13 protein-coding genes are annotated in these 20873 nt (G+C 40.2%); 10 read left to right on the top strand and 3 right to left on the bottom strand.

Going from position 1 to position 20873, the window contains the following annotated elements:
* Positions 1 to 112 precede the first annotated feature (112 nt).
* The 10 genes from ATS72_RS05545 (at position 113) to ATS72_RS05500 (ending at position 18045) form a co-directional block, all read left to right on the top strand.
* Positions 113 to 2386, top strand: a complete 2274-nt coding sequence (locus ATS72_RS05545) for a TonB-dependent receptor domain-containing protein (RefSeq protein WP_058429114.1) — start codon at positions 113 to 115, stop codon at positions 2384 to 2386.
* A gap of 69 nt (positions 2387 to 2455) precedes the next feature.
* Positions 2456 to 3580 (top strand): alkaline phosphatase family protein, encoded by a 1125-nt coding sequence (locus ATS72_RS05540; RefSeq protein WP_058429113.1) that lies wholly within the window; start codon positions 2456 to 2458, stop codon positions 3578 to 3580.
* Complete coding sequence (locus tag ATS72_RS05535) at positions 3577 to 4632, top strand: alkaline phosphatase D family protein (protein ID WP_058429112.1); 1056 nt, start codon at positions 3577 to 3579, stop codon at positions 4630 to 4632. Before ATS72_RS05540 ends, ATS72_RS05535 begins: the two co-directional genes overlap by 4 nt.
* Before the next feature lie 182 nt (positions 4633 to 4814).
* Positions 4815 to 8111, top strand: coding sequence for an exodeoxyribonuclease V subunit gamma (gene recC, locus ATS72_RS05530; RefSeq protein WP_058429111.1), 3297 nt, complete (start codon positions 4815 to 4817; stop codon positions 8109 to 8111).
* The gene (gene recB, locus ATS72_RS05525; protein WP_058429110.1) at positions 8098 to 11664 is read left to right on the top strand and encodes an exodeoxyribonuclease V subunit beta; all 3567 of its coding nucleotides are present in this window, start codon (positions 8098 to 8100) and stop codon (positions 11662 to 11664) included. The genes recC and recB overlap by 14 nt, the downstream gene beginning before the upstream one ends.
* On the top strand, positions 11661 to 13676 hold the full coding sequence (recD, locus tag ATS72_RS05520; protein ID WP_058429109.1) for an exodeoxyribonuclease V subunit alpha: 2016 nt from the start codon (positions 11661 to 11663) through the stop codon (positions 13674 to 13676). Before recB ends, recD begins: the two co-directional genes overlap by 4 nt.
* A gap of 4 nt (positions 13677 to 13680) precedes the next feature.
* Positions 13681 to 13902: a hypothetical protein gene (locus ATS72_RS05515; protein ID WP_058429108.1), complete on the top strand. Its 222-nt coding sequence runs from the start codon at positions 13681 to 13683 to the stop codon at positions 13900 to 13902.
* 243 nt (positions 13903 to 14145) lie between these two features.
* Positions 14146 to 15468 carry a methyl-accepting chemotaxis protein gene (locus ATS72_RS19015; RefSeq protein ID WP_058429107.1) on the top strand — a complete coding sequence of 441 codons (1323 nt, stop codon included), beginning with the start codon at positions 14146 to 14148 and terminating at the stop codon, positions 15466 to 15468.
* Between the two features lie 399 nt (positions 15469 to 15867).
* Positions 15868 to 16935 (top strand): hypothetical protein, encoded by a 1068-nt coding sequence (locus tag ATS72_RS05505; protein ID WP_058429106.1) that lies wholly within the window; start codon positions 15868 to 15870, stop codon positions 16933 to 16935.
* Positions 16936 to 16989: 54 nt separating this feature from the next.
* Complete coding sequence (locus tag ATS72_RS05500) at positions 16990 to 18045, top strand: hypothetical protein (protein ID WP_082650915.1); 1056 nt, start codon at positions 16990 to 16992, stop codon at positions 18043 to 18045.
* A 46-nt stretch (positions 18046 to 18091) separates the two neighbouring features.
* Here ATS72_RS05500 and ttcA read toward each other — a convergent pair whose 3' ends face one another.
* The 3 genes from ttcA to ATS72_RS05485 form a co-directional block, all read right to left on the bottom strand.
* Entirely contained in the window at positions 18092 to 19003 is a 912-nt protein-coding gene (gene ttcA / locus ATS72_RS05495) for a tRNA 2-thiocytidine(32) synthetase TtcA (RefSeq protein WP_058429105.1), read from the bottom strand.
* Between the two features lie 95 nt (positions 19004 to 19098).
* The gene (gene uspE / locus ATS72_RS05490; RefSeq protein ID WP_039037900.1) at positions 19099 to 20025 is read right to left on the bottom strand and encodes a universal stress protein UspE; all 927 of its coding nucleotides are present in this window, start codon (positions 20023 to 20025) and stop codon (positions 19099 to 19101) included.
* Positions 20026 to 20125: 100 nt separating this feature from the next.
* The gene (locus ATS72_RS05485; RefSeq protein ID WP_006794303.1) at positions 20126 to 20857 is read right to left on the bottom strand and encodes an FNR family transcription factor; all 732 of its coding nucleotides are present in this window, start codon (positions 20855 to 20857) and stop codon (positions 20126 to 20128) included.
* Positions 20858 to 20873: the final 16 nt, after the last annotated feature.

The following is a 20873-nucleotide window of genomic DNA, read 5'->3' as shown; positions in this document are numbered from 1 at the left end:
CTCATATTTGTTTAATCTTTATGTCAATAAAACAAACCTTTATTGTCATATTTAAAAATCATACTGTGCCCGTTTTCATAATAAACCATTAATAAAATCAAACGGGACAACAATGTACGCTTTAAAAAGTAAATCGATTTTGAGCATGGCCATTGCCATGGCGGTATCAACTTCTGCTTATGCTAACGACACGACTATTGAAGAAGTAACGGTTGTGGCAAAGCCAACTAGTTACGCTAATAATGTGATTGAACCAGCCATGTTAGAGCAGCAAAGCACGGTTTCAAGTGTGTTGTCAGTCATTGATAATTTGCCAGGCATTAGCATAAATGAAGGCGACGCATTTGGCGGTGACGATTGGTCTACCACAATTACGATGCGTGGTTTTAGTATTGACGGGAATCAGCAACAGTTAGGTATGACAGTTGATGGTATTCCTAATGGTGGCTCTAATTATGGCGGCGGTGCAAAAGCAAATCGCTACTTAGACTCTGAAAACCTTGCAACCGTTGAAGTAGGTCAAGGCACGTCTGATATTAAATCGGCTTCACTTGAAGCACTTGGTGGTACATTTAACTTTGTCAGTAAAGCACCAAGCCTTGAAAAAAGCACTACTTTTGCTTACACATCGGGCAGTCACGATGCTACACGATATTACTTAAAACACGAAACGGGTACATTATTTGATAACACCCAAGCTTACGTTAGTTACTCACAAACTGATACTAGCCGTTGGATTGGTTCGGGTAGCAATGGTGGTAAAGATAACCAACACGCTGAAGCTAAATTTGTTACTACGTTAACGGATTTAACCATTACCGGGCGTATATCATACGATGACGTAAGCGAAACAAATTACAATAGCGTGAGTCTAGCCCAATTTGAGCAAACACCAGACTGGGATCAACTAACGTGGAATTGGACGGGTGTGCCGCATTTTGACCAAATGTTTGCAGAAGGTTGGGGTACACTTCGCGAAAATACGTTAGCATATTTAAAGTTTGAATACGCTATTTCACCAACGTCATTACTTACTGTTAGCCCTTATTATCATAAAAATTCAGGACGTGGCGATTGGATCCCACCTTACCTAACAACCCCAGTTGATGAAAATGGTAACCCAACAACCGAAGGTGGCTCAAATGCAGGGTCTTACGGTTTTACCGACAGTGAAGGTAATCCGCTTGCACCCAACGCAGATTGTACAGCTAGCTTAAGCTGGCCATGGGAATCTGGCCCGGGGTTAAACCCTGCGTGTTACGATGCAGGTGCAACACCGGTTATGTCGTATCGTCATACTCATTACAATAAAGATCGCTTAGGCGTAACAGCCCATTATGCCGCTACATTTGGTATGCACGATATAGAAGCGGGCTTTTGGTATGAACAAAGTGACCGCGACGAATCGCGCGATTGGCACAAAGTGATAGATGCACGTATTTATCACCACTACGACAGCACGCCTTACTGGACTCAATATAAAAATACCTTTGAAGCCGATACGCTAAAATGGTACGCACAAGATTCAATGGCATTTGGCGATTTAACGCTTAACGTAGGTGTCAAAAAATACCTCGTTGATATTGAAAAGTTCGACCATTACCAAAATGCAACAACTGCAAAAGTAAACAGTGACTCAGATATACTGTTTAGTGGGGGTATTGTGTACCAGTTGAATAACTCAACAGAGCTATTTACTAGTTATAGCGAAAATTTTGCAGCTATAAAAGATGGTGTGCTTGAGCGCGACAGCTCTGATTTATCAGCCATTGAACCAGAAACAGCTGAAAATATTGACTTAGGTGTTCGTTACCAAAATGATGCTCTTAAACTCACTGCTACAGCTTATTCAATTGAGTTTGATAACCGTATTACCTTTATTGCACCTGGCAGTGATACTGGCGGCATTGACTATACCATTGGTACTAACGGCTCTTACTTAAATGTAGGCGGTATTGAATCACAAGGGCTAGAGCTTTCAGCAAGCTACATGCTTAGCCCTGAGTGGAGTTTTTACAGCTCGTATACAAATAATAACTCAGAGTACAAAGGTGATGCGCCAGGTTTTGAAGCGGGTGATAAGGTTATAGACTCAGTAGATGACTTATTTGTGCTTTCTACCGATTATTACAGTGGCGATTTTCGCTTTGGTTTGTCGGCTAAATATACCGGTGAGCGTGGCGACGTAGATAGCTACACTGTTCTTGATTTAAATGCGGGTTACGCAACACAAGTTGATGCAGGGCCATTTAAAGCTATCGATATTGCTTTTGTTGTTTATAACGTAACAGATGAAAGCTACTTAGCCGGCGGCACAGGTAATGGTTCAACTTACTTTATAGGCTCGCCTCGCACTGCGGCAGTTACCTTTACAGCTACGTTTTAAGCAATCAATTACGTAAATAAAAGCCCGTCACTTTGATGGGCTTTTTATTTAACGTGAGGTGAAAAATTCATGCATAAAATATTAAAAGTATTATTGGCGAGCTTTATTTTATTTGCCAGCTCTGTGTGTGCGAGTGACGCAAACGTTGTGCTTGTGACCCTTGATGGCGTGCGCTGGCAAGAAGTATTTAGTGGTGCTGATAAAAACCTTATTAGTAATAAAGACTTTGTTAAACAGCCGAGCGATTTAAGTAATGAGTTTTGGGATGAAAATCCACACAAGCGTCAGCAATTATTAATGCCTTTTTTAACGCAAGTAGTAGCTAAACAAGGTGTAATTATTGGCGACAGAACAAAGGGATCTACAATGTCGGTTAGTAATCCGTGGTATTTTTCGTATCCCGGTTATAACGAAATCTTAAGTGGCGAAGTAGATGAAAATATTAACAGTAACGATAAAGTGTATAACCCAAATAAAACTATTTTAGAGCGTTTAGACGCGCAAGCTGAATTTAAAAACAGCACCGCGTTATTTGGTAGCTGGGATGTGTTTCCATACATTGTAAACACCAAGCGCAGTAACGTATATGTAAATGCAGGGTTTATGCCTATTGCAGAGGATTTATTTGCAGATGCCCCACTTTTAAATGCACTGCAAAAAGAAATCCCCAGTCCGTGGACAAATGTTCGATTAGACAGTTTTACCTACCGTTTTGCTAAAGCCTACATGTTGGCTAAACAACCGAAGTTGCTGGTAATTAGCTTAGGTGAAACTGATGATTTTGCCCACGATGGTCATTACGATGCTTACTTAAAATCAGCGAAACAAAGCGATGCATTTTTAAAAGACTTATGGCAAACCATTCAAAGTACCCCAGGTTATAAAAACAAAACAACGCTTATTATTACTACTGATCACGGCCGAGGGAGTCATGCAAGCGATTGGCAACACCATAGCTCTAAACAGGCCTTAGCCAATTCACCGCAAGGTAAAAGGGCATTCCCAGAGGGAATTGTTGGTTCGGAGCATATTTGGCTTGGTGCAATTGGCCCTGCCATTAAAGGAAATGGCCTAATAAAAATTAAAAATGTTAAACAAGCGCAAATTGCCGCTACGGTGCTTGCGGCACTTGGTCAGCAACCACATATAATTAACCCCAATATGGCACCCGCTATTAAAGAGATTTTAAAATGAAAATGTTATTAAACCCTATTTTATATTCAACGCTTGCGTTGGTTGTTAGTGCAAGCGCGATGGCTGCACCATCAAAAATATTGTTTGGCTCGTGCGGGCATCAAGACAAAGACATCCCAATATTCGACACCATAAATAAAGAGCAGGGCGATCTATTTATATTTTTAGGCGACAATATTTACGGCGACACCAATGACATGTCAGTGCTTGCTGATAAATATCAAAAACTAGGTGCAAAACCCGGCTTTAAAACCCTAAAAGAAAACACACCTATAATTGCAATGTGGGACGATCACGACTTTGGTCAAAACGATGCCGGAAAAGAATACCCTCATAAAGAAGAATCGCGACAAATTATGCTCGACTTTTGGGGCGAGCCTAAAAACACAGAGCGTAGAACACGCTCAGACGGTATTTATACCTCGTATATGTATGGTGAAGGCGAGCAAACGGTGCAAGTGATTATGCCCGATTTACGTTGGAACCGTGACACACTTAATCATGTAAGCGAGCTTGAATATTACACCAAGCGTAAATTAAACAACCAAGGCCCTTATAGCCCAACAGAATTAAAAGGCGCATCAATGCTAGGTGAAGCGCAATGGCAGTGGCTCGAGCGCGAGCTTAAAAAACCTGCTGCTATTAAGCTTATAGCATCAAGTTTGCAGTTATTGCCTGATTTTACAGGCTGGGAGTCATGGGCAAACTTTCCAGAGGATCGAAATCGTTTATTTACGTTAATTAAAAAACATAAAGTAAATGGCGTGGTGATCATTAGTGGCGATACGCATTGGGGGGAAATATCTAAATACAATCAAAACCTAGATTATCCGCTTATTGAAATGACCAGCTCAGGTTTGACTGAAAAATGGAAAGACGTCAGCCCAAATAAGCATCGCGTGGGCAATTATACGCACAATGTAAACTATGGTGATTTAAGCATTGATTGGAAACAAGCTGACCCAGCTATCTCATTAAAACTCAAAGGCATTGACGGCAAGGTCATTATGCAAAGTAACTTTGGCCTTTCAAGTATTAGCCCTTATAAATAAGAGCGCGATATAAATAATAAACGCACAGTGATTAAAAAGTGATTAAAGTAAGTTCTGTGCGTTTATTTTTTGTTTAACTATCTTCTAACTTGCTGTTTTATTAACGTCATTTTCCCCTTATTGCTACCCCTATAATTGAAAATATCTTACACTGGTTTTACTTCAAGTAAGGACAGTGTCGTATGCTCAATATTATTCAATCAAACCGTATGGAAGCCCTGCAAGCTCAGTTTCATCAACTGTTAAAGGTAAGCCCATTGCAAAGCCCGTTCGATAAAGAAGTGGTGCTGGTGCAATCTCCGGGTATGTCGCAGTGGCTAAAAATTGGCTTGAGCGAGCATTTAGGTGTGGCTGCACAGGTTAATTTTCCGTTGCCATCGAGTTTTATTTGGCAACTATATCAGCAGCTATTACCTAACGTGCCTAAAGAGTCGGCCTTTAACAAACCTAACCTTGCATGGAAATTATTTTCAATTTTACCCACTTGTATTGACGAACCGCTTTATTTACCCCTAAAAACCTACTTAGAGGGCGATATTGATGGCCAAAAAACCTTTGCTCTATGTGAAAAAATAGCCGATGTGTACGATCAATACCTAATGTATCGACCGCACTGGATAGCAACATGGGATAGCGGCAATGATGAACTTGATGACGTAGATGTCACCATTGCACCATGGCAGCCTGATTTATGGCGCCGAATTGTAAAATTAAGCAAAGCGCTAGGCCAAAGCCAATTTCACCGCGCAAATATGCAGGGGCAATTACTTGCTGCGTTGGAAAATATGGACAACAGCTTATTACCCAAACGCATTAGTTTATTTGGTATATCAGCCATTGCCAATTCTCAGCTTGATGTGTTTGAAGCATTGAGCAAAAAAACAGAGGTGTTTTTATTCTTTTTTAACCCGAGTGAGCATTACTGGGGTGACATAATCGACGAAAAAACAGCGGCCAAAATAAATGCTAAATACGCCAAAATGCCGCTGGTGGAAGCGCAACAAAAAAAACAATCTAACCCAGATGAAGACTATTACTTTATAGGTAACCCACTTTTATCGTCGTGGGGGAAGTTAGGTCGCGATTATTTTGAACAGCTAGTGCAACTTGATGCCCGTTGGATTGATGGCTTTATAGATGCTTTTGACACTACATTACTTGGGCAAGTACAAAGCGAAATTTATCAGCTTGCGTTTAAAGGGGAGTCGCTTACCGATAACAAAGAATGGTTTATAAACGATGAAGGTAAATTACCAGTAAGTGCAAACGATACCAGTATTACCCTTAGTGACTGCCATACACCGCTTAGAGAAGTTGAGCGATTACACGACTACTTACTTAATTTATTTAACCAAAACCCTGCGCTTACCCCAAAAGACATTATTGTAATGATGCCCGATGTAGGCACATACAGCCCCTATATAGAGGCTGTATTTGGTGGTGCGCAAGGCAGCCGCTATATTCCCTACGCGTTAGCTGATTTAGCCATAGAGCAAGAAAAACCAGTACTAAGCTCGTTTTCCAGCTTAGCTAACTTACCGTTCTCGCGGTTTGGCGTATCAGATATTTTAGATTTACTACAAGTAACCCAAATAGCCGAAAAGTTTGGCCTTGAAGCGCACGAGTACGAACAAATACAATACTGGCTTGAACGCGTAGGTGTTAAATGGGGCATCAATGCCGAACATAAACACAGTTTTGATTTACCCGCCATTGAACTAAATACATGGCAGCATGGTTTAAACCGTTTATTACTGGGTATTGCCATGCGCGACGAGCAATGCCCATTTAATGGTATTTATAGCGCCGACGAAGTAGAAGGAATGGCGCTTGATACGCTTAATAAGCTGGTAGACTTTATCGATGTGCTTCAAAACTTTAAAGCCAAGCTTACTCCCGACGACACCCTCACTAATAAGGCGAAAATTTTAAGCGAGCTACTTGGCGCTGTTTACGAGAGTGAAAGCGACGACAGTTGGGATTTATTAGTGCTGCAAAAAGTGCTAGAAGATATTCAAAAGCACCACGATAACGGCGACTACAATCAAGCGGTGTCGCAGCGCATAGTTAGCTATTTAATAAAACAGGGTATACAAGAAAAAGGCGTCGGTCAGCGATTTTTAGTGGGGCAAGTAAATTTTTGTACGCTTATGCCCATGCGCGCCGTGCCATTTAAAGTAGTGTGCATGCTAGGTTTAAACGACGCTGACTACCCACGTAATGTGCAGCCTATTGGGTTTGATTTAGTACCACACTCTAAAAAACAAAAAGGTGACCGATCACGAAAATTAGATGACCGTTACCTATTTTTAGAAGCGCTACTTAGTGCTCGTGAAAATCTTTACATGAGCTATATTGGCCGCTCCTGCTTTGATAACCAACCCCGTATGCCATCAACCCTGGTGAGCGAGTTATTAGAATACATAGGGCGTAGTTTTACGCTGGGTGACGACTCATCTAAAGCATTACCGGCATGTTTGATTAGCCAGCAACACTTGCAACCCTTTAATAGCCACTACTACCAAGATAATAAAAATAGTACCGTGCTTAATGATCACAGTTATAACCCAATTTGGTTGCCAAATGAGCCCATATTTCCAGAACCAGTTACCGCACTTGATGTAAAACCACCTGAACAGTTAGAGCTTGATGTATTTATACGCAGTGTTTGCAGCGCACAAGAGAGTTTTTACAATCAAACCTTGGGTTTACGTTTGCCGCAATTTAACGAAGTAGCAAAAGATGAAGAGCCATTTAGTATTGATGCGCTGCGCCGTTACTTTTATTTAGACGAAATATTAGAAGCCACCATTAACGATACGCCAATGAGTACTGAGCAAATTTTGCAACGCGGCGAGTTACCGCAAGCGAATGTGGGAAATTTAGTTTTACAAAGCATGCAACACCGCGTTGACGCGCTTGCAGGGCAGGTGAAAGAGCAAATAAAAGCGGGTAAAAGTGAGCCTATAGAGGTGTCGTTTAATATTCAAGGAACACAAATTCAGGGCTGGCTTAACCATATTTTTATGCAAAAGCAGGTGTTTTACCGCAGCGCCAGTATTAAAGCCAAAGACATGATTAGGGGCTTTATTTATCACCTTGTGGCACAAAGTTTGGGGTATAACCTCGAAACGTTATTACTTGGGCTTGATAAACAAATTAGCTTTGCGCCTATGGGCAAAGCCGACGCTGATTTAATTTTGGCAGATTGGTTTGAATTATACAAAGCACTGCGTAAAGAGCCTGTGGCGTTTTATCCGGTAAGTGGTTACGAATACATAAAAACGGGTGGCGATATGGCAAAAGCGATGAATAAGTTTAGTCCGCAATACATAGGCCGAGGTGAAGGTGAAAACCCCTACATTAGATTAACGGTGCAATCACTTAACGACTGCCAAGACGAGTTTATTAGCTGGAGCGAAAAGCTACTTACGCCGTTATATGAGCATGCCAAGGAGAGCGACCATGCAAGCGCTTAATCCACTTACTATGCCACTCAAAGGGCAAAGTTTAATAGAAGCCAGTGCCGGTACGGGTAAAACGTATACTATTACCGGGTTATATTTACGCTATTTACTTGGCATGCAAATACCGGGTGAGCTTAATGCTCCTTTAAGCGTAGAACAGATTTTGGTAGTAACGTTTACCGACGCTGCTACTCAAGAAATTAAAGACCGTGTGCGTAACCGTATTATTGCAGCCAGAGATGCATTACTTGGGCAAACCCCAAACGATGAGTTAATTGAAGGCGTAATTGCCGCAGTAGATGACAAACACAGAGCCTTTGATTTACTGGACGCTGCCGCAAAATCGATGGATGAAGCCGCTATATTTACGATTCATGGCTTTTGTCAGCGAATGTTAAAGCAACATGCGTTTGAATCAGGTGTGGCATTTAATTTAGAGTTTATTTTAGACGAGCGCGACATACTGCTCGAAACAATAAAAGACTTCTGGCGTTCGTTTGTTTATCCACTGAGTGAAGAAAGAACCGATGCTATTTTAGATGTATTTGCAGCACCCGAGTCTTTATTTTCACAAGTAGCCAGTATTTTAAATAAAGCCAATGCGCACATAACACCGCAAATAAACTTAGATGATGTATGGCAAGCTCGTGATGAATACCTAGCTCTCATCCCACAGTTTAAAAAAGATTGCCAAGAACACGGATTTACTGATGCTATTAAAGGCTCCGGCCTAAGTGGTGCTAAAACCCCCGCTCGCAAAGCAAGCCTTGCAGCGCTTGATGCATTTTGTGCAAGCGGTGACGTGTTTTTTGAGTTTGGTACCAATAAGTATTCGTTTGAAATATGGAGTACCGAGAACTTAAGTGACACCACTAACTATAAAAAAAATCAGCCTTTGTTTACGCATCCGTTATTAAGTCAGTTTGACACCTTATCAGCGCTTAACAACACCATGAACCAAGGTTTAAAAATAGCGTTGGTACAAGAAGCTGCACGCTGGGTAAAATCAGCCATTGTTAAGCGCAAGCAAGAGCAAAGTGTGATCACCCCCGACGACTTACTCACTAATTTATACACTGCACTTAATAATGAGCAAGGTGATGTGCTTGCGCAAAAGATTGCGCAGTTATTTCCGGTTGCTATGATAGATGAGTTTCAAGACACCGATCCGATTCAGTATGGTATTTTTAGTCACATTTATGGCCAAGCCAATACTACACTTGCCATGATAGGCGATCCTAAACAAGCTATTTACGGTTTTAGAGGCGCAGATATATTTACGTATATAGGCGCAAAAAAGGCGGTAGACGAGCCTCAACAATTTACACTGGGCACAAATTTTCGCTCAAGCAGCGATATAGTAAACAGCGTAAATAGTTTATTTAGCAAACACGACAACAGTTTTATTTATAACGATGTTATCCCGTTTAACAAAGTGAGCGCTAAGGGTAAAAAAGCAGATGAATCGTTTTTAATTGATGGTAAACCGGCCAACGCCTTTGAATTTAATGTGTTTGTAGATGAAGCCGCCGATGAAAAAAATAAACCCACCAGTAAAGGATTAGGGCAAGCACACCTAGCCACTTACTTTGCGAATAAAATAGTCACTTTATTAGAACACGCTAAACAAGGCACAGCGTGCATAGGTAAAACGCCAATAAGTGCGGCAGACATATGTATTTTGGTGCGTGACCGCGTTGAAGCGCAAATAATGAAAAAGGCTTTGAGCGAGGCTAAAATTGCCAGTGTGTATCTATCCCGCGACAGCGTGTTTAGCCAAGAGTTGAGCCATCATTTACTTAATTTTTTAACTGCATTACATGGTCAATATGACGAGTCATTACTTCGTGGTGTGCTCGCAGGACCGTTATTTTGTTTAAGTTATAACGATGTATACGCACTTGCCGATAACGAAAACGCTTGGCAAGAGCACTTAAACTTTTTTGCTCAGCTTAGCCATATTTGGCATAAGCAAGGTGCAATGGCCATGCTTGAGCGATTGCTAAGTCATAATCAGTTAAGTGCTAAATGGCAAGGTTTAGGCTACAACGTGGAGCGGTGGCTTACCGACTTTAGGCACCTTGGTGAAATATTACAGCAAAAGCAAATTGAGCTTGAAGGCACATTACGCTTGCTGCGATGGTTTGCGCAAAAGGTGAGTCAACAAGATGGCGAAACCGTACAGGTACGTTTAGAAAGTGATGCAAACTTAGTTAAGATTGTGACAATGCATGCTTCAAAAGGGCTCGAATATCCATTGGTATTTATGCCGTTTGCCAGTGGTTATCGTGAAACTAAAGAAGCGCTTTATCATAAAAATGGCAAACTTATTTATGATTTAAGTAAGAATGAAGACGCACTCCAGCAAGCTGAAAAAGAGCGCTTAGCCGAAGATTTACGTTTATTGTATGTAGCGCTTACGCGTGCAGTGCATTTTTGTGCGCTGGGTGTTTATAACATAGGGCAAGGGCAAAGTAGTCGGTTAGCAATTCAAAGTAGTGCGCTTGGGCATGTGCTGTTCTCAGAGCTCGAAATTTCAAGCAGTCAAATATGGCGAACACATTTAAGTGAGTTTTGCGACAAGCACACATTTATGTGTTATCAGCAATTTACCTCTGAAGAATTACGCCAACAGGGAACCTTACAGTTTGTTAATACCGAGGCTGCTCAGCAAATTCTGAGTGTAAACAATAGTAAGGCGCACATAGAACGAGATTGGCGTGCAACCAGCTTTAGTGCATTGAGTTTTAAAAAGCACAGCGATGAATTAGCCCCAGGGCGAAGCGATGAAGATCACGAGAAAGACGAGTTTGCCGTTCAACAAGACGAACTCCCTTCACCTTTTAGTTTTCCTAAAGGGGCAAAGCCAGGAAGCTGTTTACACGAAATTTTTGAACAAATTGATTTTACAAGTCCAGTTGTTCACCCCACAAACAGCGAACAAAATTTGTCACAGGTAATTAAACGGGCCTTTGAAAAATATCACATTAGCGACACATGGCAGCCAATTGCCCAGCAGTGGGTGCTCGATGTACTAAATTGCCCATTGAATGTTCAAACTGATTTAAGTTTAAGTAAGCTAGCGCCCAGTGACTGCTTAGTCGAAATGGAGTTTAATTTACCCCTGACTAGTTTAAGTGCCCCCAAGCTTAACGAAGTGCTAATTAAACACTTTGGCTTTGTGCAAAGTAAGCTGGATTTTTCTCATGTTAAAGGGCTTTTAAAAGGCTTTGTAGATTTAATATTTTGCTACCAAGGGAAATATTATATTTTAGATTATAAATCTAATTACTTAGGTAATACGCCTAAAGATTATGAACCCGAGCAGCTAGAGCAAGCCATGAGCAGCCATCAATACCATTTACAGTATTTAATATATACCGTAGCGCTGCATAGGCTATTAAAGCAACGCATTAGTGACTACTCAATTGAGCGTCACTTAGGGGGCGTGTATTACACCTTTTTACGTGGCATGCCAGCAGGGCAAGGTGTTTTCTTTAATCAATTGACACTAGAGCAAGTAACTATCTTAGATGGCTTATTTAGCCAAGGAGCCATGCTATGAGTGAGTTAAATCAACAGCCGGGTTTATTTGACGCGCTAGAAGACGACGTTGAACAGGCGCCTTTAGCGTATGAGCAACAGGCAGTACCTAATAGCGTGGTTACTGAAGTGTCGTTACTGGACTATTTACTGGGCGAAAATAGAATACGCGTCGTTGATGTAAAACTTGCTCAGTTACTCTCAAATACGGATAAAACAACACATAATGAGTTGTTTTATATTGTATTATTGTTATGTATAGCTCAACAAAGCCAGCACAGTTGCTTAACATTAAACACCATAGATTGGGCCAATCCGTTTAATTTACGTCAAAGCGACTTTAATAAAGTTGAAGGGAATATTCCCACTACGTATAGCCCATTTGTGCAAGGGTTTAACCAACAAACCGCGTTAACCTATTTACAAAATCATCAAAGCGTTGGGGATGCCAAACCACTTCAGTTATTTGACCAACGCCTTTATTTTTCGCGTTTGGCAGCTTATGAGCACCTACTTGCAGAGCGGCTATTAGGCATGAGTGAGCGAGCGCTTAATATTGATAGTCAAACTCTTACTGTTTTATTGCAACATTATTTCCCAGAGCCCCCCGTGGCCGACGTTGACTGGCAAAAAGTGGCGTGCGCCATTGCAGCAACTAAAGGGTTTAGCGTAATAACCGGTGGGCCAGGAACAGGTAAAACAACCACAGTAACTAAGTTGCTGGCTATATTGCAATCGCTTTACAAAGTAGCGCCATTAAGCATAAAGCTGGTGGCACCGACGGGTAAAGCTGCGGCAAGGCTAAGTGAGTCTATTTTAGGGGCTAAAAATCAGCTAAGTAGTATACCCAACGATATAAAAGCGCTGATCCCTGATACTGCGCAAACTATTCATCGCTTATTGGGGGTAAAACCTTTTACTAATAAATTTAGACACACTCAAAGCAATCCTCTGCACCTAGATGTGTTAATTATTGATGAAGCAAGCATGGTGGATTTATCGCTAATGGCGAAATTAATTGAAGCTTTGCCTGCTCATGCTCGATTAATACTGCTTGGTGATAAAGACCAGCTTGCCTCGGTTGATACAGGCAGCGTTATGAGCGATTTGTGCCAAGGGCTAGCACTTGGGCGCACACCTAACTACTCAAAGCAGCGGTGTGATGAATTAAATGCGCTTTGTTTTAATGATCAGCCTACATTAATATCACAGGGAAATAGCCTATTTAAACTAGCCGATTGCATTGCCTTTTTACAACGCAGTTACCGCTTTGACGCTAAAAGTGGCATAGGGCAACTGGCATTGGCAGTTAATACAAATAATAGTGGCTTATTAAATTATGTAGAGCAGGAAAGTGTTGAAGGGCGTTTCAGTGATGTTATTTTGGATTACGACTTTATAGGTAAACCAATAGAAAACCTAGTAAATCGAGCAGCCAAACATTATGCACATTATTTAAATTTAATTGCCCAAGGTGAGAGTGTAGCCAAAGTGCATGCTGCGTTTGCAGGTTATCAATTACTGGCAGCAGTAAAAGAGGGAGACTACGGCGTTAATAATTTGAATCAACGCATCGAACGCACCCTGCAGCAACAAGGATTAATAAACGTAAACCCAAACCAGCGCCACTATAGTGGTATGCCCATAATGGTTAGCCAAAACGATTACCAATTAAAGCTCTTTAATGGCGATATTGGTATTTTAATGAATGATGAAGCTGGGCAGCTTAAGGCTATATTTATTGACGAGCAGGGCAGCACACGTGCATTTTCACCAGCCCGTTTACCCGCCCACGACAAGGTGTTTGCAATGACAATACATAAGTCTCAAGGGTCAGAATTTAGCTATACCGCAATGGTTTTACCGCCACTACAGCAGGCAAGTGTTGGGGTTAATCGCCAGCTTGTTTATACCGGAATTACCCGTGCTAAACATACTTTTGAGTTAGTTGCCGATAAAAAGGTACTGCAGTTAGCAATGAATAAAACTGTATCGCGCTCATCTGGTTTATATGAGCGGTTACAAGTGAAATAACCTTATGAAAACCTCATTTACAATAAATCGCATTACTACAAGTTCTGGCATATTTAGAGTAAAAGGGCTGTGGTGCACTCAATACGAAAACATCGATAGCGTAGAAATAACCTCGCTACAAATAATGGGAACAGACGGTTGGGTACGTATAAGTCACCAATATAAAGAAAACGCCCAGTGCATAGAAACGTTATTACCTGCACTATTACTGCATTTAAAAGCGTAAATGGGGCTTAAACAGTGATTTTAGTAAAATAGCCCGTTGTAAAGTTTGACTTATATGTAGGCTATATTAAAGTAATAAATGGTCCCAAATGTGTGTTAAGTATTTACTTTACCATGTAAAAGTCTTGGTTTTGGTTGAACTTTAAGCAAATTATTTAACGCTAGGGCAAATTTCATTTATCACGTAGATAAATTAGCCTCTGCATTTATAAATTTCATACCTCGAGTATTAGTAAGGATATTAATGTTTTTTTCTAATAGTAAACAAAACGAAATAGCATCTTTAAAAGCAGAGCTTTACCCACTACAACAAGTATGGGAAGGCCTTAATCGTGAAATGCTAGTAATTAATATTCTTTATGACGGACGAATTTCCCACGCAAACGAGCAGCTCCTTAATATGCTGGGCTATCGTGAAAATCATATTATTAATACTCCGCTTTTAGATATTATTTCTGAACATTCCCAGCACTCAGACGAGTACAAAAGCTTACAAAAAGCGATTAAAAAAGAGGGCCATTGGGGGGGCGCGTTACAATTTATTCGCCAAGACGGTCAAGTAGAGTGGTTACGTTTAATTGTTCACCCTGTAAAAGGAGAACAAGATCAGCTTTTATATTTTTCTATTTTTTGTACTGTATTAACAAAAACAATTTCAGCATCGCGTGAGCAAAGTGACACGATCAAGGCGATTTACCGATCAATGGCGGTTATTGAATTTGATTTAGAAGGACATGCATTAAAGGCTAATCAGCAATTTTTAGATGCAATGGGCTACAAAGAAAAAGAAATATTAGGCCAACATCACCGTATTTTTTGTGAACGAGAAGAGGCTGAATCACAAGAGTATCAGGCTTTTTGGTCAAAACTCAGGCAAGGACAGTTTATAGCGTCTCGATTTAAACGTGTTGATAAGCATGGCAACATTGTCTGGTTAGAGGCCTCTTACAATCCTATTTCTAATGATGCCGGAAAGCTTTATAAAGTAATGAAGTTTGCGACTGTTATTACGGAGCAAGTAAACCGAGAAATTGCGATTTCTCAAGCTGCCGAAATTGCCTACAGCACCTCAACACAAACAGATAAAAAAGCAGAACAAGGCGCTGAAGTAATTAAAGACACCGTGGCTGTTATGACAGAGCTTGCTATAAATATGGAGCAAGCGGCCAGCGAAATCTCTGCATTGGATCAACAATCTCAACAAATAGCGAGTATTGTTCAAAGCATTAGTAGTATTGCAGAGCAAACTAATTTACTTGCACTCAATGCAGCTATTGAGGCCGCCCGTGCTGGTGAGCAAGGCCGGGGGTTTGCCGTTGTAGCAGACGAGGTTCGTTTACTCGCATCACGTACATCTAAAGCAACAGAGGAAATTGTTGAAGTTGTACAGCGTAATCAATCGCAAACCCAAAACACGGTTGATGTAATCGAAAAAGGGAAAGAAAAAGCAGAGCAAGGCTTAGCTTTATCTAAAGAGTCGGGCAATGTTATGAGTGAAATACAAAATGGTGCTCAAGAAGTTGTAAATGCTATAGGGCAATTTACAAGCGAGCTTAAAGGTCAATAAAGTCAGTTAAAAATTTTTGCCAAGGCTAAACCACGTTTAGGCTTGGCAAAATAGATTGCACTCCTCAGCTATATTTTTACAAATCCACCATATAATTCCAAAAAAGACAATTTTTAAATTGTTGATTAAAAATAAATTTTGTTTTGATCTTATATAAATGATAATAAATTGTTGCATTTTTGTTCTTTGTTCCTAATACTGGTCATTGTCTGGACTGATCAGTCATACTTAATTTGCTTAACTAAGTACATTACCTAAGGCAGGTAAAATAGAGTTATAACTCGCTGATAGTAGAGTCAGGTTATTTTCTCTAATGCTTAATATTGCAGATAAGTAAAAAAAGACACTAATAATGAATACCTTAACAAATAATATTTAACACACACATTAAGGAATTTTATGAACAACACACACACACACAAGTGGATAAAACCTCAGCATATATTGGGCGCATGCCTTGCTATGCTAATGAGTTTTTCAGCTGCAAGTAAAGATCACAAAATAATATTAATTCATGGTTTGCAGGTATCTCAAATAACCAATAAATCAGGTAGCGACGTTGTAAATGATGGCGAAACATATTGGCAGTCGTATTGGAATAACCGAGCAGATGAACGAATTGATTGGCCTGCCTACGAGCGTGTTGAAGGTAAAATAGCAACAGATTGGGTTTGGCCTAAATTAAAGCAGTTATCTCGCTCAAACTTATGTGCTGATGGCTGTGTATTAGTGACACACTCTACTGGGGATTTAATTGCTCGCCATATTATTGATAACCAAGCAAACTGGTTAGAAAACGCAGGGCTTTCTCCACTCAATATTGTTGCTACATTTGATTTAGCCGGTGCTGGTGGCGGTAGTGAACTTGCTGATGTTGCTGTAAGCGCACTTACAGGTGCATCGTGGAATTTTGCTATAGATGCAGCACTTAGATGGTGGCTAGGAAGCGATGTTACCGAAGCGGTTGGCGTGTTACACGATTTAAAAGTAAATAATGCGCGTAAAATATCTCCATTTCCAGATGCGCGTACACCTCGTTTACGTTTTGTTGCCGACGGTAATGAATACTTAGGGATCACAGGCGCATTTTTAAAAGGTAATGATGATTCGGTTGTTGCGTCGCACTCATCATGTGGTGCAAGCTCAGCACGATCATTTGGTAGCTGTAGCAGCAGTATTGATACTGATGGTCGATTAAAATCACAAAGTGATGCGGTAAATAGTTTTATGCCTAACCATTACCCTATGATGATGAGTGCCAGCTACAGCCATAATGAAATTCATAATGCTCAGCGTAAAGGTAATGTAACCATTGCTATGAATAACATTAATGTCGACGGACAAAATGTTGGCTTTAATACATTTGATCAAACAACAGGGTCGTGGTTTTGGAAAAAGAACTACCGTTATATTAAAAACTCAAACACAACGAGTGCTTCTGCATTAATTTATAATGTGATCCCATAAACGTTAAATGTGCAGCTTAATTAAGCTGCACTTTTTATAAGGATTGAGCTATTAATGATAAAAAAAATCCTAGTAGTCGTTTCAATAATGGCTGTATTGGCTTTATTAGTTTGGCCCTCTCAAGAAGAGGCTAAAGTTGAAGTCGCTGTTGTTAAGATAAAACAGCCTTTAACCGCTGAGAGTAAATTAAACATTCAAGCAACCACTGCACACTTACCCGCTAAATCACCACCAAAACAAAAAGTAACAACAGATTATAATAGCAACTTAGCAAAAGCAGCAGAGCAGGTAGCTACTCAATACGAGCGTGCGCTTAAATATCCGCCATATTCACAACCATTGTCTGAATTTGATGAAGACCGTTTAAAACCTAATCAATTTTACCCTGTTGAAAGTCCAATAGACGACAAAGGAAATGCGGTTACAGTTAGCCTCAGTAAATATAGGTTTGTGTATCCAGAAGAAATAACATTAAAAGTCAGCGCAGGTGGCCTTAAAAATGTGAATGTAGAGCTTGCCAATACAGATACAAAAGAGACTGTAACAACCTATAAAAGTAATGCACAAGATGGCGAAGCCAATGTTATTTTTAAAGCAGAGGAAGACTATCCGCGAAATTTACAAATATTTGTTGAAGCAAATGTTGATGGAAAACAAATTCCTGTAGTGGCGCAAATTCAATATATGCCACCGAGTGCGACACTTATTGGTTTTGAGTCGGCATACCCACAAAGTGAAAACATGCTTATACCCGCCAATTTAAAAGTAGTAAAAAAGGGCTTGTACCGTATTCGGGCGAACCTTTTTACTGGCGACACACCACTTGCGCACTTGGTGAGTAAACAACGTTTAAGTGAAGGAAGCCAAACTATTGATTTAAAAGCGCACTGGTCAATTTTGCCGCAAGGCATGGCTGATATGCGTTTGAGTGGATTTGTAATTGAAAGGATGTCGCCAAGTCCTGGCGAGCGAAACAGTTTTGGTAATAGTGAAATTAGCCACTTTGATATAAATGACTTTCCTTTTGACAGTTTACAACAGCTGCCATACCAACCTAATGAGCAAGAAAAATTAAGCTTGGAATTTTTGAAAGGGTTAGCCGACGGTTAAACTAGTTTTGGGTTTGCTTTAATGCAAACCCAAAAATACAACTTAGTTAGCTTAAGTTAATTGTAACAACGCCAGCGTTTTCTTCGTCTGTATTGCTGTTGACAGGCACTTTAGGAATATCTGGCTTGTCGAGTGCAATATCACCGCCATCAATCACTTCACCCGTTTTTAGGTTTTCAAAATCAAATAATTCAGCATCGGCTAAATGAGATGGCACAACATTTTGCATGGCTGTAAAAATACTCTCAATGCGACCCGGATGATCTTTATTCCATTGCGCTAACATGTTTTTTGTATGTTTACGCTGCAAGTTTTCTTGAGAACCACACAAGTTACACGGAATGATTGGATAGCCTTGAGTAAACGCGTATTTGCTAATGTCTGCTTCTTTACAGTAGGCAAGCGGGCGGATAACCATATGCTCGCCGTTGTCGCTCATTAATTTAGCAGGCATACTTTTTAGTTTTCCACCATAAAACATGTTTAAAAACAGTGTTTCAATCATGTCGTCACGGTGATGACCAAGAGCAATTTTAGTTGCACCAAGCTCTTTAGCTGTGCGGTATAAAATACCACGGCGTAAGCGAGAACACAGCGAGCAGGTGGTTTTACCTTCAGGAATTATGTCGGTTACAATACTGTAGGTATCTTCTTCTACAATTTTGTACTCTACATCGAGTTTATCTAGGTACTCTGGCAATACATGTTCAGGGAAGCCGGGCTGTTTTTGGTCTAAATTAACAACTACAAGATCAAATTTAATGGGGGCAACACGTTTAAGGTGCTGCAGCATTTCAAGCATTGTATAGCTATCTTTACCACCAGAGAGGCAAACCATTATACGGTCACCTTCTTCAATCATGTTAAAGTCCATAACCGCTTGGCCAGTTAAACGGCGTAAACGCTTTTGTAACTTATTAAAGTTATATTGAGCTTTGGCTTGAGCTGAGTTAGACACTACGCCCCCTTAGTAAACAATGCAGCAAATTACTTGCTAGAAATAAAGGGGCGTATTATATGTTATTAGCATATCGGGAGCTACAGCAAAATTTATTAATCTTTTGCCAGTGGGCTAACGTAGCCGTCTGGTTTTAGTGCTAATACATCGCAGTCTAGGCTATCTATTACATGCTCTGCAGTATTGCCAACTAGCGCAGCACTTAACCCTGTACGTCCAACAGTTCCAATAACCACTAATTCACTATTCAAACGATTTGCAATATCAGGAATTACATCTTCTGGTAAGCCTTCTTCAATAAAGCATTGCTCAGTAGTTAATGTAAATTCAGTAGCCAGTGCATTAGTTGATTCTATATGGTGTTTTTTAACTGATTCGTTGTAAAGACTTGGATTAAACTCTGGTATTTCAATAGCTATATTAATAGGGGTGGCAGGATATGCATTGACTAAGTTAAGTTTTGCATTAGCAAGCTCACATAAAAATTGCGCGTCTTTAATTATTCGTTTGTTTAACGCTATATGCTGATCATTTTCGCTCACTGCGTTAACAGCAGCTAAAATATTGCCATTTTCAGGCCATGCCATTTCTTTTACAAATAATACTGGAGTAGGGCATTTACGTACCAAATGCCAATCTGTAGGGGTAAATATCACTGATTTTAGTGCACCATGTTGATGAGTGCTTTTAATGACTAAATCGTAATTTTGATCGATAACTGTTTCAATAATGGCTTCGTAAGGGCGGTTATGCCAAACAACTAATGTTTCAATATTTAAGTTATTGTAAGGTGAAACTAAATCGTTGAGCCAGAGTTCGCGGTCTTTTAAAACGGCTTCGCGCATCGCTTCACGCTCATCGCCTGAAAGCATCGTTGTCATTTCATAAGAGAAGTCATAGACCGTCATGAATGCTGTAATTGTTGCGCCAGATTTTTTTGCCAGTTCGACTGAGCGCGCTAAACCATGTTGATCGTCTTTGGTAGGGTCAATAACCGCGAGAATGCGTTTAATTGTGTTCATGTGCTACTCCATTTATCTAACTGGTGTACTTTTAGTGTAACTCAAATACAAAACAGTTAAAGGCTTAGCACATAAATTGTTGTTCTATATCAATGTATACCTATTTAACAATGGCTGCTGCTTTAGCGAGTGCATCATTATCTAAAATAGTAATAAACTTGCCTTCTACTTTAATTAAATCGGCTTTTTGAAAGCGACTTAATAAACGGCTAATGGTTTCTACTGTAAGGCCTAAGTAATTACCTATTTCACCACGGGTCATAGTAAACCTAAACTCTTTACGCGAAAAACCACGCTCACCAAATCGCTCAGACAAGTTATAAATAAAACTAGCTAGGCGTTCTTCTGCCGATTTTTTGTTAAGCAGTAAAAGCATTTCTTGATCGTAGGTAATTTCACTGCTCATTAAGCGCATTATTTGCTGGCGTAGTTTAGGTAATTTACCTGCAAGCTCGTCAAGAGTGTCGAAGGGAATTTCGCAAATCATTGAGGTTTCTAGGGCTTGAGAAAAGCTCTGATGTGCCATTTTACTAATGGCATCAAAACCAACTAAATCGCCTGCTAAATGAAAGCCAGTAATTTGTTCATCACCTTGCTCAGACAAGGTGTATGATTTAAATGAGCCGGAGCGTACAGCATAAATCGCTTTTAATGGTGCACCCGATTCAAATAAATAGTCACCTTTGTGTAATGGTTTTTTTCGCTCAATAATTTCGTCAAGCTTATCCATTTCTTGGCCATTTAACGAAAACGGCAAACACAACTGGCTTATGCTGCAGTTATTACAGCTAATAGCACAATTACCTTTAGCGCGACTTTGAGTGAAATCCATAATTTTATCCGTTTTA

The sequence above is a fragment of the Pseudoalteromonas sp. 13-15 genome (assembly GCF_001468205.2).
Classification (GTDB): domain Bacteria; phylum Pseudomonadota; class Gammaproteobacteria; order Enterobacterales; family Alteromonadaceae; genus Pseudoalteromonas; species Pseudoalteromonas marina.
The sequence above is the reverse complement of the archived record's forward strand: the minus strand, read 5'-3'. Positions and strand labels throughout refer to the sequence as shown.